The sequence below is a fragment of the Sphingobacterium deserti genome (assembly GCF_000757725.1).
In the GTDB taxonomy this organism is placed as follows: domain Bacteria; phylum Bacteroidota; class Bacteroidia; order Sphingobacteriales; family Sphingobacteriaceae; genus Sphingobacterium; species Sphingobacterium deserti.
This window is the reverse complement of the sequence record NZ_JJMU01000024.1, coordinates 84353-99627: the sequence shown is the minus strand read 5'-3', so window position 1 is coordinate 99627 and position 15275 is coordinate 84353. Positions and strand designations below refer to the sequence as shown.

General features: G+C 42.0%; 18 protein-coding genes. 13 read left to right on the top strand and 5 right to left on the bottom strand.

The features are described from left to right. The first annotated feature begins 22 nt into the window (after positions 1–22). From DI53_RS07675 to DI53_RS07660, 4 genes are read left to right on the top strand one after another with little or no spacing between them, the layout of a single operon-like run. A complete protein-coding gene (locus DI53_RS07675; RefSeq protein WP_081939413.1) occupies positions 23–949 on the top strand; it encodes a CPBP family intramembrane glutamic endopeptidase in 927 nt (308 codons plus the stop codon). Beyond that, positions 930–1151, top strand: a complete 222-nt coding sequence (locus tag DI53_RS07670) for a putative signal transducing protein (protein WP_037497341.1) — start codon at positions 930–932, stop codon at positions 1149–1151. The genes DI53_RS07675 and DI53_RS07670 overlap by 20 nt, the downstream gene beginning before the upstream one ends. Next, a complete protein-coding gene (locus DI53_RS07665) occupies positions 1141–1944 on the top strand; it encodes a phosphatidate cytidylyltransferase (RefSeq protein WP_037497339.1) in 804 nt (267 codons plus the stop codon). The genes DI53_RS07670 and DI53_RS07665 overlap by 11 nt, the downstream gene beginning before the upstream one ends. A gap of 50 nt (positions 1945–1994) precedes the next feature. Then, the gene (locus DI53_RS07660) at positions 1995–2657 is read left to right on the top strand and encodes a DUF2461 domain-containing protein (RefSeq protein WP_037497337.1); all 663 of its coding nucleotides are present in this window, start codon (positions 1995–1997) and stop codon (positions 2655–2657) included. Here DI53_RS07660 and DI53_RS07655 read toward each other — a convergent pair. After that, positions 2651–3850 (bottom strand): anhydro-N-acetylmuramic acid kinase, encoded by a 1200-nt coding sequence (locus tag DI53_RS07655; protein WP_037497333.1) that lies wholly within the window; start codon positions 3848–3850, stop codon positions 2651–2653. The two genes, DI53_RS07660 and DI53_RS07655, sit on opposite strands and share 7 nt — an antisense overlap. Before the next feature lie 119 nt (positions 3851–3969). Here DI53_RS07655 and gcvH point away from each other — a divergent pair, with 119 nt between their 5' ends. Continuing rightward, on the top strand, positions 3970–4350 hold the full coding sequence (gene gcvH / locus DI53_RS07650) for a glycine cleavage system protein GcvH (protein ID WP_037497330.1): 381 nt from the start codon (positions 3970–3972) through the stop codon (positions 4348–4350). A gap of 76 nt (positions 4351–4426) precedes the next feature. Here gcvH and DI53_RS07645 read toward each other — a convergent pair whose 3' ends face one another. The 3 genes from DI53_RS07645 to mqnB all read right to left on the bottom strand — a co-directional run bounded on the left by DI53_RS07645 (position 4427) and on the right by mqnB (position 7080). Beyond that, positions 4427–5182, bottom strand: a complete 756-nt coding sequence (locus tag DI53_RS07645; RefSeq protein ID WP_037497328.1) for a DUF6263 family protein — start codon at positions 5180–5182, stop codon at positions 4427–4429. Between the two features lie 158 nt (positions 5183–5340). Further along, a complete protein-coding gene (locus DI53_RS07640; protein ID WP_037497717.1) occupies positions 5341–6327 on the bottom strand; it encodes a pyruvate dehydrogenase complex E1 component subunit beta in 987 nt (328 codons plus the stop codon). Between the two features lie 135 nt (positions 6328–6462). Continuing rightward, entirely contained in the window at positions 6463–7080 is a 618-nt protein-coding gene (mqnB, locus tag DI53_RS07635; RefSeq protein ID WP_037497326.1) for a futalosine hydrolase, read from the bottom strand. A gap of 64 nt (positions 7081–7144) precedes the next feature. Between mqnB and DI53_RS07630 the strand changes: the two genes are divergently transcribed. The 8 genes from DI53_RS07630 to DI53_RS07595 all read left to right on the top strand — a co-directional run bounded on the left by DI53_RS07630 (position 7145) and on the right by DI53_RS07595 (position 13501). Continuing rightward, positions 7145–7555, top strand: coding sequence for a 6-pyruvoyl trahydropterin synthase family protein (locus DI53_RS07630; RefSeq protein WP_037497324.1), 411 nt, complete (start codon positions 7145–7147; stop codon positions 7553–7555). A 90-nt stretch (positions 7556–7645) separates the two neighbouring features. Then, complete coding sequence (folE, locus tag DI53_RS07625; RefSeq protein WP_037497322.1) at positions 7646–8278, top strand: GTP cyclohydrolase I FolE; 633 nt, start codon at positions 7646–7648, stop codon at positions 8276–8278. 129 nt (positions 8279–8407) lie between these two features. Further along, the gene (locus tag DI53_RS07620) at positions 8408–9043 is read left to right on the top strand and encodes an O-methyltransferase (protein WP_037497320.1); all 636 of its coding nucleotides are present in this window, start codon (positions 8408–8410) and stop codon (positions 9041–9043) included. Between the two features lie 22 nt (positions 9044–9065). After that, complete coding sequence (locus DI53_RS07615) at positions 9066–9800, top strand: glucosaminidase domain and LysM peptidoglycan-binding domain-containing protein (RefSeq protein WP_037497317.1); 735 nt, start codon at positions 9066–9068, stop codon at positions 9798–9800. A 76-nt stretch (positions 9801–9876) separates the two neighbouring features. Further along, on the top strand, positions 9877–10722 hold the full coding sequence (locus DI53_RS07610; protein ID WP_037497315.1) for a glucosaminidase domain-containing protein: 846 nt from the start codon (positions 9877–9879) through the stop codon (positions 10720–10722). Between the two features lie 58 nt (positions 10723–10780). After that, the gene (locus tag DI53_RS07605) at positions 10781–11542 is read left to right on the top strand and encodes a hypothetical protein (RefSeq protein WP_052072183.1); all 762 of its coding nucleotides are present in this window, start codon (positions 10781–10783) and stop codon (positions 11540–11542) included. Positions 11543–11546: 4 nt separating this feature from the next. After that, positions 11547–12584, top strand: coding sequence for a DUF3078 domain-containing protein (locus tag DI53_RS07600; protein ID WP_241462396.1), 1038 nt, complete (start codon positions 11547–11549; stop codon positions 12582–12584). 80 nt (positions 12585–12664) lie between these two features. After that, positions 12665–13501, top strand: a complete 837-nt coding sequence (locus DI53_RS07595; protein WP_241462395.1) for an N-acetylmuramoyl-L-alanine amidase — start codon at positions 12665–12667, stop codon at positions 13499–13501. Here DI53_RS07595 and DI53_RS07590 read toward each other — a convergent pair. Further along, positions 13481–15178 carry a sodium:solute symporter family protein gene (locus tag DI53_RS07590; RefSeq protein WP_037497312.1) on the bottom strand — a complete coding sequence of 566 codons (1698 nt, stop codon included), beginning with the start codon at positions 15176–15178 and terminating at the stop codon, positions 13481–13483. The two genes, DI53_RS07595 and DI53_RS07590, sit on opposite strands and share 21 nt — an antisense overlap. Between the last annotated feature and the right edge of the window lie 97 nt (positions 15179–15275).

The window sequence follows — 15275 nt, the reverse complement described above, 5'->3', positions numbered from 1 at the left end:
TTTGGAATGTTTATTTTTAGCTATGAATTTAAGCAATACAGAAGAGAAGAACCCCTGGTCAGATATGTTGTTGTTATTTGGTTTGGCATTGCTCTGCACCATCCTACTTCAACTTCTGGTGATGTTAATTGCATTCGGTCTTGGCCAGGATATCACCGCATTGATGTCGGGAGGTGACAGACAAAATGGAGGAACCAGCTTCCTGCATTACATCACATTGGCTACAGGCTCTATCGGCACATTTCTACTTCCAGCGTATGTCCTACAACGTCGTCGGCCACAATACACGTTTTTTCCATCCTTTAACGCGCGGAATATTTTACTGTATCTATTCCCGCTCCTATTTCTATCTATTTCTACTCCCCTTATGTCTTTGATTGCCGAGTGGAACATGCAAATGACCCTTCCGGATATTTTTGACCGGGTTGAGCATTGGATGCGCACACAGGAGGACGCTATGGGCGAGATAACCGCAAATACGGTCATGGTAACCACATGGGATAAGTTCGTAATGAATATTTTGGTCATTGCTGTACTACCAGCCATTGCGGAAGAATTTTTCTTTCGGGGTGCCTTGCAAAACATATTTCAGCGTATCCTAAAGAATCATCATGCTACTATATGGATAGTAAGCATTATTTTTAGTGCGATACATTTCCAATTTTATGGTTTTTTTCCACGGCTGTTCCTTGGCGTTGTGTTTGGCTACACCGTTTTTTGGACAGGTAATATTTGGACGGCGATCGTAGCACATTTTGTGAACAATGCAGCCGTCGTGATATTAGCCTTCTATTACGCGAAGCAAGGGAAAGATTACAGCACCTTAATGGAAACAGATACTTACGCAATAATTACGTATCTTGGCAGCTTTGTGTTCAGTGTTATTATCGCCATTGTGTTTTATCAATATGCGAATAAAAAAAAGCTATATGGAAAAAGGTTGGGTTAAGGTAGCTACCTATACAAATGAATTGACGAGCGAGATGATGAAACTATTGTTGGAAGAGCAAGGTATTCCCGCCGTCTTATTAAACAAGCAAGATTCATCGCTTAAATTTGGTCGTATCGAACTATTCGTCCCGGAAGAGGACGTTGTTACGGCAATGAATTATATTAACGCAGAAAATTCAGATCAAATAGATGAAGACTAGGGCGATCACGGGCTTCTTCTTTATAGCCGTTCTGATCGGTGCTGTATTATGGGGAGCGGTATCCTTCGTATTCTTTTTCACGATTGTTGCAGCATGCTCCGTGTTCGAGTTTTACAACATGGTGCGAACAGAAGATAGTAAACCGATGGCATTCATTGGCTGTGCAGCTAGTTTTGTTAGTCTCGGCCTCTTAAGTATAGTACTTACAGGCTATTTGCCTGCGTACTACCTATTGATTACGTTTGCCGCAATTTTTCTTGTCTACATAAACGGCCTCTTTCGAAGAAATGGACATCCAATATCCGCTATTGCTTATACGCTTTTCGGGATGATTTATGCGGCTATTCCCTTCGGCATTTTTATGTGTTTGGGTTTTTTAGGCAGCGCGTATAATGCCTACGTGCCGCTAGGATTTTTGATAATCTTATGGACAAACGATACGGGGGCTTATCTCGCTGGGCGCAGTTTTGGTAAACGCAAACTCTTCGAGCGCATCTCGCCCAATAAAACATGGGAAGGCTTTTGGGGAGGTTTGGTACTGGCCGCTGTTGCGGGCGTGACATTAGCGCACTATTTTACGACGCTTACGCTTTCGCAATGGGTTATTGTAGCACTGTTGATCAGTGTATTCGGAACGCTCGGCGACCTTGTCGAATCTATGCTTAAAAGAAATTGTGGCGTAAAGGATTCGGGCCGCATATTGCCAGGTCATGGCGGCCTGCTGGACCGATTTGATGGTCTGTTGATGGCAGCGCCGTTGGTCTATTTGTTTTTGAAACTTTTTGTTTACTAGGTGTTTAATTTAAAAAGGCGTACTGAGCGTCTGATCGATATGAGTTAGCGATGAAAATAGAAAAGAGTACCTTCGATTTTTTGACACAATTAAAGTCAAATAATGATAGAGAGTGGTTTCAAGCGAATAGAGATATTTACGAATCAGCGCTATCAAATGTGAAGAGTTTTATCACATCATTTATCAAAGAATTGGCATTGTTTGATCCGCATATCACCACCGATATTCAGGCAGCGAAATGCCTATTCAGGATATATCGCGATACTCGTTTTTCTAAAGACAAAACACCCTACAAGACCTGGTTTGCAGCAGGTATTTCACTTGACGGACGGAAATTAGAAGGCCCCGAATATTATTTACATATAGAACCGGGTAAAAATTTTTTGGCAGCCGGCTATTGGCGGCCGGGCAAGCAGCATTTAGATCAAATTAGACAGGAAATTGATTACAACTTTCCAGTGCTTGAGCAAGCTTTACAGCAAGGGGGCTGGACGACCACGGATCTCTCCACAGAGGATAAATTAAAACGTCCGCCTGCTGGTTACAGCGAAGAAGACCCACATATTGACATACTAAAGTTGAAAAGCTTTATACTGTATCAGGCATTTGACGATGGAACACTGACTAGTGCCAATGGCATACAGCAGCTCGTGGAGACAGCGCAACGGATACATCCTTTCAAAAACTTTATCCACCAATCGCTGGATCAATAAGGAAAACTTATTTTACCCATGCATACTGCTGGTGAATCCTTTATCTGTGAAACATGTTGAGGCGCACCGGCAACGGTTTCATTGGCAAGGACAGCGAAAAGGCAAGCCTCTTTGGCATCGGGATTTAAGCCTAAGCTAGCAAAGCTATGGATGGCAATATGCGGGAGCAAAGTTCCAAGCGCAGTCATCAACATAGGGTTGTGTAAGCCGCCTCCACTAACATAAATAGCGACGTTTTCCAGCCCTTCTGCCGCTGCTTTTATGCCATTCGCCATGACCACTGCTGAAAATCGATTGAGGGTTGCCATAGTATCTGCCGTTGCTAAGTGCAACGTGCCTGATCGCTCTTGAGCACGTTCCAAATACTGTAAATTAAAAACCTCTGGCCCCGTTGTTTTGGGAAACGTCGCTGAGAAAAAGGAATTGTCGAGCAACGCGTTCAATAGATCTTCATTCACGGTACCCTTTGCTGCCTCAGCCCCATCCGTGTCCATTTCCTGATCAAGCATACGCTTCATATACTGGTTCATCAGCGTATTGCCCGGACCTAGATCAGTGGCATAAGCTTCTTCTCGGGATCCATTGCTCGGTATAAACGTAAAATTCGCTATGCCGCCAATGTTTAAAAGGATTCGGTTTTCTATCTCGTCCGTAAATAGCAGGTAGTCGCCATAAGCCGCCAATGGAGCACCCTCTCCTCCGGCAGCGATATGTTTCTGACGAAAATCTCCTACGGTGATGATGCTTGTTTGCATGGCAATATGATCCGCATCGCCGATCTGTAACGTGCTATTTGGATAGTTTGTCGAACCGTCAAGCATGTGTTTCGGGGCGTGATATACAGTTTGTCCGTGGCTAGCGATTAGATCGATTGTTTCAGCGGCTATGTCCCAATCGGCTAGCGCCACATTGATAAGTTGCGCATGCACGGCCCCTACATATGCATGCAGCCCGCACAGAACCTGCTGATCAATTGTTCGCTTGGCAAAAATTTCGCGGATCTGCGACCGGAAAAGATCATCGTACGGAATCGTGATAAATCGTTCCAATTGAAGGACCGTTTGTTTGCCGGCGCCGCTTACCTTGCAAAGCGCGATATCCAAACCATCTAGGGATGTGCCAGACATTAAGCCTATGATCCTTCTCTCCGGTTTAGCACTTAGCGCATATAGTTTCTCAATCTGCAGATTCATAGTTCTAAAATATATAAATCTATGCTTAAAAGCGTGATAGAAGAGATATAAATCTTCTAGAATGTCTAAATTTTGGTTATGTCGATGGATAATTATATTTTTGGACAAAGAAAAAATATATGAATTTTCCAGCAGAATTAAAATACACTAAAGAACACGAATGGATTCGTGTAGAAGGTGAAGAGGCCGTTATCGGTATCACTGAATTTGCGCAACGCGAGCTAGGAGATATTGTTTTTGTTGATATTAATACGGTAGGTGAAGAAGTTGCAGAGAACGAAGTTTTTGGCACTGTTGAAGCTGTGAAAACTGTATCTGATTTATTTATGCCAGTTACTTCGACAATTTTAGCGGTTAATGAAGCAATTGATGCTTCCCCTGAATTGGTAAATACAGATCCTTATGGGGATGGCTGGATAATTCGTGTGAAACTAGCAAATATTGCGGATGTAGAAGCGTTGTTATCAGCAGAACAATATAAAGCCGAGGTGAACGCATAACCTTCGCTTGCTTAAAGTAAAAAGCGCGGGTTGTTTCCTATCGAAATAACCCGCGCTTTTTTTAATGTGTACTTATTTATTGTACCGTCAAGGTTACATCACTCACAACTTTTGTGCCTTGCACTTCTATTGCTGTTTTGATAACACCGTTTTTCGTAAATAGCGTCTTCTTGTCCAACGTGTAAGTTCCGCTCACGGTACCAACTTCCTGTGCAGATTGATCTAATAGTTTCCCAACAACATCAATAACATATCCATCTGCATTTTCTTCTTTAAATGTAGAAGTCGTTTCAGTCTTCGCAATTAGTGGATTGTTGTCCATATCAGCACTACTCTGCCAGGTCGCTCCGGGCGCTACAGGTCCATCAGGTAGTGGCGTAGATATATTCGAAAAAGCAGTTTTATCCATACCTTCTCCCAAGCCTTCTGGAAGAACAACATCTACAGGTTTGCCTTTCGGTGTCAAAACGATGGTGATCGTTTGATCGATAATCTTCGCAAATTGAGATCCCAACATTTTAGACATTTCATCTTCGCTTTCTTCTTCCGAATTATACGACATGGTCATCATTCCTGCATCAACGTCCACCTTGATTGCTTTCGTAACAGATTCTATTTTAAAGTTATCCTCCTGCTTTTCGGTTGGTGTCATAAGCATTTTCATATTCATGTCCATGATCATGCTCTGAGGGCCATCTACGTCCGTTTTTACAAGCATATCTATGTTTAACGGTTTTCCAATTTCTGGATTCAGCTTAAAGTCAACCGCCTTTTGTGCAAATGAGATAAATCCCATGCAAAGGGCAATACCCGTGATGAAGTATTTTTTCATAGTAATATTTTAACAAAAGTGAATATACTAAAAAATGGCAGAATCTGCTGAATTCGCTGGAAAGCTTTAAAGAAAAGTATCGTTAAGAGGGCAGGAATTCTGAATACAAAAAAGGGGAATCCTTGCGGAATCCCCTTTCATCTATGTTTTCTAGAAAATTACTTTTTCAGGTAAGACACTTCTTTGACCGCTTTTACAACTTTAGCGACACTTGGCAATGTAGCTTCAACCAGTGTCGGCGCATAACCAAGAGGCACATCTGCCGAGGTAACACGGATAACTGGTGCATCCAAGTAATCAAACGCATCTTTCTGTACGCGGAATGCAACTTCCGAAGATATGGATGCAAGTGGCCATGCTTCCTCAACCACAACAAGTCTATTTGTTTTCTTCACGGACTCGATGATTGCCGGAAAATCGATAGGACGAACAGAACGTAAATCGATTAATTCAACATCAATTCCTTCTTTTGTCAGCTCTTCAATGGCTGGAAGAACCACCCGTGGAATCATTTTTCCGAAAGAAACGATAGTAACATCTTTGCCTTCTTTCACAATATTAGCTTTTCCGATTGGTAAGTAATATTCTTCTTCTGGAACAGCACCTTTATCACCATACATCACTTCAGACTCCATAAAAATCACGGGATCTGGATCTATTATCGAAGATTTCAATAAACCTTTCGCATCGTAAGGATTGGATGGAACAACAACCTTCAAACCCGGTGTGTTTGCAAACCAGTTTTCAAAGTTTTGTGAGTGTTGCGCAGCCAATTGACCAGCGTTACCCGTAGGTCCGCGGAAAACAATAGGACATGCAAACTGACCACCGCTCATCTGACGGATTTTAGCTGCTGCGTTGATAATTTGGTCAATAGCTACTAAAGAGAAATTGAATGTCATGAACTCGATGATCGGGCGTAAGCCATTCATCGCTGCACCGACACCAATACCAGCAAAGCCAAGTTCAGCAATAGGTGTATCGATTATACGTTTAGCGCCGAATTCGTCTAACATACCTTGGCTCACTTTATAAGCACCATTGTACTCAGCGACTTCCTCGCCCATCAAGAATATTTTATCATCTTTACGCATTTCTTCGTTCATTGCCTCACGAAGTGCTTCTCTGAATTGTATTTCTCTCATCAGTTGTAAAATTGTGTCTTTTTTGAATATCGCAAAACTACTACATTTAATTGATATTTCGTAATGCATTTCATGCAAAAAAGCGCGTATAGTGTCATTATTTATGCATGCATCAGGAAGCGATAGATGCTTTATTTAGAGCAGGTGCACGAGAAGTTCGCGCAAAAAGACATTGATATTTTTTACGGCTAAGCCGATTTGCCACATCTCCTTATTTCTAGGTTCAATGTAATTTGAAATAGCTCGATATTGCAACGCTGGAATTTGCTCTTGTTCAGAAACGAAGAAGAGGGCGCTTCCCTCCATCGATTCAACGACAGGTTGGTTATAGCGGGACAATAATCTGCTGATGCTCTCTTCCGAGCCGTGAACTTTATTGACCGTTATTCCATGCGCCTTAGGAACCTCAGGCAAGCGCTTAGAAAGCAAGGGCGCGCGCCCAGTGAAACGATGTTTACCAAAACCTAATTGCTCAATAGAAATAAAGTTTTTTCGGTCTTCGGCACCCAATTCAAAAATTTCATCGGTTTCAATTTGATACACGGCGCCTAGCGCAGCGTTCGTGTCAAGAATCCCCCCTATGCCTACTTGGATAAGCAAATCAGGCTTGTTGGTTTGAAGCGCTTTGGTCAATGTGTAAGTAGTCGATACCATGCCAACACCCGAGATCAAATAGGGCACATCATTTTCTTCGAGAAACGGTATGGAATGAACAATTTCTTCCTTCGTGGCGGCAACAACTAGTATGTTCATGAGCATTCGTGCTTAAACGGGTGAAGTTACTAAAATATAGTTTTTATACATTATATTTGTTTACATGATCCACATCACACGACGCGAAAGATTTTGCGCAGCACATAAGTTGTATCGAGAAGATTGGTCTCAGGAAAAGAATGAGGCCATATTTGGCAAATGCTCAAACCCAAACTGGCATGGGCATAATTATGAATTATTTGTGACGGTTAAGGGTGAAGTGGATCCGGAAACGGGCTTCCTCATTGACCTCAAAAAAATGAAACAAATAATTTTGAAACAGGTGATTGATAAGTTAGATCACAAAAATATCAATCTCGATGTGGATTTCATGGCGGGAAAGAGGGCTTCTACAGAAATTATAGCAATTTCTATTTTTGAAGTTCTAAAACCTTATTTTGAAGAGGAAAGTGTAGTTTTGCATGCAGTCAAGCTGTACGAGACTGAAAACAATTTTGTAGAATACTTCGGATAAACTTTAGAGTTAACAGTCCAGACGTATCATCCGCGAAGTGCATATTTGCAACGCTTCGCCATACTAATTTACTTTATTACGTTACATACAATGAGTGATCTAACATCTTTTGAAGACGAAGAACAGGACGGTTATATTAAAATAGACCGATATAACGAAAAGCGTGTAGAAAAAATAGCGGCGCATTACCCCGCTATTTTAGAGTCTTTGGGCGAAAACCCTGCACGGGAGGGCTTGGTAAAAACGCCAGAGCGTGTGGCTAAAGCGCTTCAATACCTCACCCATGGATATGATATCGACGCTGCAAAAGTTTTACGCAGTGCCATGTTCGAAGAAGACTACAGCCAAATGGTTGTCGTAAAGGATATCGAAGTATATTCTATGTGTGAACACCATATGTTACCATTTTTCGGTAAAGCGCATATCGCCTACATACCCAATGGACATATTGTCGGGCTTAGTAAGATACCGCGTGTAGTAGATGCTTTCGCACGCCGCCTGCAAGTGCAGGAACGATTGACCAACGAGATCCGGGATTGTATCCAAGATACGTTAAAACCAGCGGGTGTTGCGGTGGTGATGGAATGTAAACATATGTGTATGGCCATGCGCGGTGTACAAAAGCAAAACTCGGTAACAACGACATCAGCTTTTACCGGAGCTTTCCAAAACGATGTTACACGTTCAGAATTTCTGCGATTAATAACAGCATCCTTAGATTAATAAAAAAAGCTTTAAAAAGGCGCTTCCTGAATAACAGAAGCGCCTTTTTCATTTTCCAATCTAGCCGAGGAGACTTTAAAATGTGTTAAAGTATTTTGGTATATCAATGTACTTATTACTTTTGTGTTTATGCTTGGACAAGAAGAGGCCTTGGCAGCCTACTTAGAAAATACATGTGATGCGGAAAATGATTTACTAAAGCAGGTAAATCGGGAGACCCACTTAAAGGAGACAATGCCACATATGTTGTCGGGTCATTTCCAAGGTCGGGTACTAGCTATGTTGTCCAAGTTGGTTAAGCCAAAACGTATCTTAGAAATAGGAACTTTCACGGGTTATGCTACGCTGTGCTTGGCGGAAGGACTTGATAGTGAGGGTTTAATCTATACGATTGATATTAATGAAGAACAGCAGGAGCGTGTTCAAAATTATTTTGATGCTTCTCCTTTCGCTACTAAAATAAAATACTATATCGGTGATGCGGCGGATGTCATAGCGGAGTTGAAAGAAGAATTTGACATTGTTTTTATCGATGCTGATAAAAGGAACAACCTTTTTTATTATGAAACGTTAATCCCTCATGTTCCACGTGGAGGATTGATTTTGATCGATAATGTGCTTTGGAAAGGCAGAGTCTTGTCGGACGAGCCTGATAGTCAAACAAAGAAGGTAATAGAATTAAATGAGTTTTTAGCAAAAGATACGCGCGTAGAGAAGTTGATTTTGCCAATAAGAGATGGGCTTTTTGTGTTACGCAAAAAGTAATTGTTGAACTAAAAGTAAATGTATGCAAAAGACAGGTATTAGTAAGTACGTCGTCGTACTACTGATGTTTGTGTTTACTGTCGCAAAGACAAACGCACAAAAATTTTCACCAAGCAGTTATATTGCAGAGCACAAGAATATTGCACAGCAATTGATGACAGAAACGGGAGTGCCAGCCTCCGTAATTTTAGCGATAGCTATCCATGAAAGCGCCTACGGAAATAGTAAAATAGCGCAACATCTGAATAATCATTTTGGAATAAAAGGAAAAAATAGCAGCAGGAAAATCCGCTCTGCTTATAAAGGTTATCAGTCCGTCCGCGAATCGTACCTGGATTTTATCAGTTTTTTAAAGCGGAGGAAGTCAACTAGTGATTTGTTTGACGATCACGGACAAGAAGATTACCAAAAATGGGTGCGCGGCATCGGCCGATCAGGCTACTCCACCACAAAAACGTGGTCTTCTAAGGTGTTGGCAACAATTAATCGGTATAACTTGGATGAATTTGACCAAGTAGAAAGAAAGAAAGCAACCTTAGCCGAGGTTAAACAAACAAAACCATCCGACCTACTCCTAAGCTCCATGGAGAAAAACGAATCACTGACATCATTTACATCCACGCAAACACATGTTGTCGGTACAGGGGAAACCTTATCTACGGTAGCGAAACGGTATGATACGTCCATCGAACTCTTAAAAAAGCGGAACAATTTGCAGTCTTCAAAACTTTCTATAGGGCAACGGTTATTTTTATAAATAATGCGATTGACCTTTCGGAATCTTGCATATATCAAAACCATAAAGTTATAGCACGCAAAAGCAAATCAGTAAAATGAAAATAAGGCTTTTCTTCCTTTTAATTGTAGTGGCATCAATTGGGTTCACATCTTGTGCTTCGAAGAGATCTCGAGTTTTGCAACATCCATCTGGTCAATCTAAAGCAAAGCCGGGAACGATTGGTTCCAAGCGACCGGGTGCGATCTCCACTTCCGGGTCTGATTATATCGCACGGTACAAAGATATTGCTATAGCAGAAATGAATCAATTCGGTATCCCCGCAAGTATCAAATTAGCACAAGCTTTATTAGAATCGGGAAATGGTAATAGTTATTTAGCCAAAGAAGCAAATAATCATTTCGGAATAAAATGTGGCGGTGTTTGGAGTGGAAGATCTGTTAATCGACCAGATGATCAACTAAATGACTGCTTTCGTGTATACGACAATCCCGAACAGTCGTTTAAAGACCACAGCCAGTTTCTTTTAAGGAAGCGCTATGAAAAGCTGTTTATGCTCGATAAGGATGACTACCGCGGATGGGCAAAAGGTTTAAAAGCGGCGGGATATGCCACAAACCCACGATATCCGGATTTATTAATCGATCTTATTGAGCGGTACGAACTTTATGAGTATGATCGCGCAGAACGCTCTCAAGTCGCTAAAGTAGAAAGGGAAGAAAAAGTCGAAGAAATTATTGAGGTTAAGGCGGTTGTTGAGCCGGAGGTCAAAACGGAAGAGATCAAGCCTGCTGTCGCGATGATTATTCATGAAGTCAAAGCCGCAGACACCTTATATAGCATCAGCAAACGGTATAACATTGGCGTTGACGAGCTTAAAGAATTAAATAATATCGATTCAGAAAACTTAGCGGTAGGGCAGCTGCTCGTGATTATGAAGTAAAAAGATAAAAGTTGTTAAAAATTAAAAACGTAATGCACTTTCCTGTAGTTTTATAAGCGTGAAAGATCTGAAGCGCATAATTTTCACTTTTCTAATCACTTTTATTTCTTTTTCCAATTCTGCCCAAACAAAAAACGTACAAGGCATTGTTTTTGATAAGGAAACGAATCAGCGTGTGGGAAAGGTGTTTATAAAGAATGATAAGACAAAAGAAAACACCTTCAACAATGTGCGGGGGGAGTTTGATTTGCACGTATCAAACGGCGACACGATTGTAACCGAAAAAGAAGGTTTTTTTGCGGACACCATACGTTATACCGGACAAAAAGTGCTTATGGTCTATTTGAAGCGATCTTCCATTTATATCCCTGAAGTAAACGTCGTGGCGAGAAGGTCTCCAGAGGATGTCTTAAGGCAACGGCAAGAAGACTTTAGCAAAGCCTTTAGACTGGCTGATCCTGGGTCTATCTTTAGCGTGGGCCCAACAGGCGCCGGTGTAAGTATCGACGCCATTTATAGTTTGTTTAGTCGCGATGCGAAAAATGCCAAAAGACTTACCCGAATTATCCGACAGGAATACGAAGATAATGTGATAGATTCTAAATTTACGCCAGATTTGGTATCAAACCTCACCGGGTTATCTGGACAAAAGCTACGGAATTTCATGAGCAATTTTAGGCCGAGTTACTACTTTGTCACGATTGCTACGCCTTATGAACTTTCCTCTTATATACGAAGCAAGTATGAAATATTTAAATTAAATCCTAACTTGCGCTTTTTACCGACTTTGCCTGACATTAATTTAGAAGTTAATAATTAAGACGATGATGTTTAACAGAATCAAATTACCGCTAGTTGTTTTTGCGCTCTTGGGTGCTCAGTGGAGCTTTGCTCAAGTTGATTTGAAAGACCTCCGTGCAAAACCTGATACCAACTTTGTGGAGCAACCGAAATCGCCTGTACAAAAGATCAATCAGGTGATTATACCTATTCCGAAGCTAGGCCTAGAGGTAGATTACTGGAAACATTGGACGAAGTTCGGGTTAAATTTAAACCAAGCTGCTTTTAGTAGCAACTGGGTCGGTGGTGGAGTGAACTCTATGGCGATCTTAGGAACAGCTTGGCACAAATCAGAGTACAATAAAAACAATTTGCAATTCACTACGGAAGTAGACCTTCGATACGGTAAAATTCACAACGAGGGCCAGCTAGCCAAGAAAAATAATGACCGGATATTTTGGGATAACAAACTAGCTTATAAGCTTTCTCGAGATTGGGCGCTATACTTCTCTCTAACTTTTGAATCGCAGTTTGATGTGGGATATAGCTATACGACAAGGAACGGTATAGAGGTCAGAAATGAATTTAAATCAAACTTTATGGCTCCTGGTTATTTCACGGAGTCGTTCGGTTTGGAGTACAAGCCCGATAACACCTTCTCCTTACGTTTGGGTACGGGTACGGCAAGGCAGACCTTGGTGTTAGATGAAAGAGCGCAATCGTTGACCGTTGAGGAGTATGCAATTCGCTATCCAGAGAACGATGGCATAAGGGCCGATCAGAACAACTATGGTTTGGGGGTCGGAGAGTCTTTTCGGAATGACCTTGCCTTTCAGATAACGGCAAACTTGGATAGAAACCTTTCAAAAAATCTAAACATCAAAGCAAGGTATAATTTGTTTGCTGACTACAAGGAATTAGCGGATCCTGACCACCGCTTAGATGCTGTTCTAACCGCGAAAGTTTCAAATTTAGTGAACGTTTCGTTAACAGGAATAATGGTCTACAACTCTGCAGAGGTTGCGCGCGTTCAATATAGCCAAGCACTTGCGTTAGGATTAACATACAGCCTACCTAGATAAGACCAAGCTTGAGAAGAACTTCGTGTTTATATCTTTTATTGCTATTGACTCTTGCATGTGGTACACCGAAACGGAAAGTATTGCAGGCAACGAACGCGCCTATCATTCGTTCGGACACGGTCAAGATTAATACAGAATCTGTAACGCTTGCGTTGCCAAGCATCGGCGAAGCAGCCGTGACCGAGGCGCAAGCGGTAGCCATACCCCCAGTGATGTCGACCGAGAATCGGGTGCAGCTTTTAATGCGCACAGGCATAAATAAAAATGCAGATTGGACAGAGGCGATCCACTACGATGTCCGGAAGCCAAACTTTGTCATCATTCATCACACGGCACAGCATAGCTTAAGCCAAACTGTTCGGACATTTCAGCTTGAACACACCAAAGTTTCGGCGCACTATGTCGTAGGAAAAGATGGTCGAGTAGTACAAATGTTAAATGACTACCTTCGTTCTTGGCATGCAGGCCGATCGAAGTGGGGCAACATAACGGATATGAACTCCGTATCGTTAGGTATAGAGTTGGATAACAACGGACGAGAGCCGTTCCCCGAAGCGCAGGTGCAGTCGCTTATGACACTGCTGGATACGCTAAAGACGAAATATCAAATACCTTTTACCAATTTCATTGGCCATGCGGATATCGCGCCAACACGGAAAGACGATCCCAGTATGTTTTTCCCTTGGAAACGACTCGCGGAGCGCGGTTTCGGCGTGTGGTATGATGAATCAAACTTAGTACCAGCTCCTTCAAACTTTAACCATGTCGACGCGCTACGTATCATTGGTTATGACGTTACGAATTTACGCGCCGCAATTATTGCATTTAAAAGGAAGTTTATTGTAACGGACGTTAGCGAAGTATTAACAGAATACGATAGACGGGTGTTATATAATTTATATCGCCGGTATTTTTGATTTGAAGATCGGTTGCAGCAATAATCCAAAAAGTACAACACAAGCACAGCCGACTAAGTTTAGCCAAAGGTAAGCCATAACATCAGCCTTCCAAACAGCAAAAACGACAACCTCGGACAATACGGCTGCCCAAAAAACCGCCTTCCCTCCTATGCTCTTCACATAGAATGCCACGATAAAGATGCCCAAAATTGAGCCATAAAATAAGGACCCTAAGATATTGACCGCTTCTAGTAAGTTTCCTAATTTCCCTGCGAATAATGCCACGATCAAGCTTATGATCCCCCAAAACAATGTAAAGATGCGAGATGCGTTGAGGTAACCTCTATCCGTGCCGTTTTTATTGATAAAACGTTTGTAGATATCGATAACCGTTGTGGAGGAGAGCGAATTTATTGCGCTGGCGGTAGCTCCCATGGAAGCCAGAAAAATAATAGCAATCAACAAGCCTATTAGTCCTTTGGGAAATATCGAGGTTACGAAAGAGAGGAAAATGTAGTTATTATCGTTCAGATCAGCCTTTGGGTCATTCTTTTTAAGCAGCTCTTCTACTTGGCTGCGCAACAGCTTATCCTGCTCGTTGTAATCTTTCAGCTGCGTTCCGGCAGCATCTACCAGCTCGCTGTTGTCGGCTTTCAATCCCTTCGTTAATTCCTGAACAGCGGCATTTTTTTGCGCGCTCAAAGCTTCGTGCGCTACGATGATGCTTTCGTATTCTTGGCTGTATTCGCTTTTTTGAATCTTTTCAACCTCTACCCGATTGAAGAAAAGCGGCGCCGTATGAAATTGGTAGTACGTAAAGACAAGTACCCCAATAAGTAGAATACAAAATTGCATGGGTATTTTTAGAAGGCCATTCATCAATAAACCCATGCGCGAATCTCGCACAGAAGATCCTGTGAGGTATCTTCCGACTTGGCTTTGATCGGTTCCGAAGTAGGAAAGCTGCAGAAAAAAACCGCCAATGAGACCGGTCCATACGGTATACTGATTGTTGAGATCCAAACTCCAATCTATAGCATTTGTTTTTCCGGATTTTCCTGCAATATGGATTGCTTCTGTAAATCCAACATCAGCAGGGAGGTAACTAACGACCATTATACCGGCAGCAAGCAATGAAACAAATATAATTCCCATCTGCAATAGTTGCGTGTAGGACACGGCTTTGGTACCACCCCAAACGGTGTAAACGATAACGACCGTTCCGATGATTAAAGTTGTATACGTAACGTCGAGATTGAGAATCGTGGATAGAATAATGGAAGGTGCGAAAATAGTAATGCCGGTGGATATTCCTCGTTGTATAAGAAAAAGTGCAGCAGTCAGCATTCTTGTATTGACATCAAATCGTTTTTCCAAAAACTCATAAGCGGTATAAACCTTCATCTTATGGAAGATGGGAACAAACGTGACGCACAGCATAATCATGGCCAAGGGCAGCCCAAAGTAAAACTGCACGAAGCTCATGCCAGAGGAATACGCTAAGCCAGGAGCCGATAAGAATGTAATGGCACTCGCTTGTGTGGCCATTACAGAAAGGCCTACATTATACCAGGGGAGCTGACGATCACCAACGAGGAAACCATCAATGTTTTTGATTCCCCGGCTCCTGTACATGCCATAGGCAACAATAAGAAGCAGGGTGATAAAGAGTACTATCCAATCAAGAGCACTCATGAAAAATAGTCCGTGAACCAAGACATAAAAAGAATACAGGCGACCAACCACATACCAACAAGTATATAGAATTGCCGCCAGCTCTTAACTAAGGGAG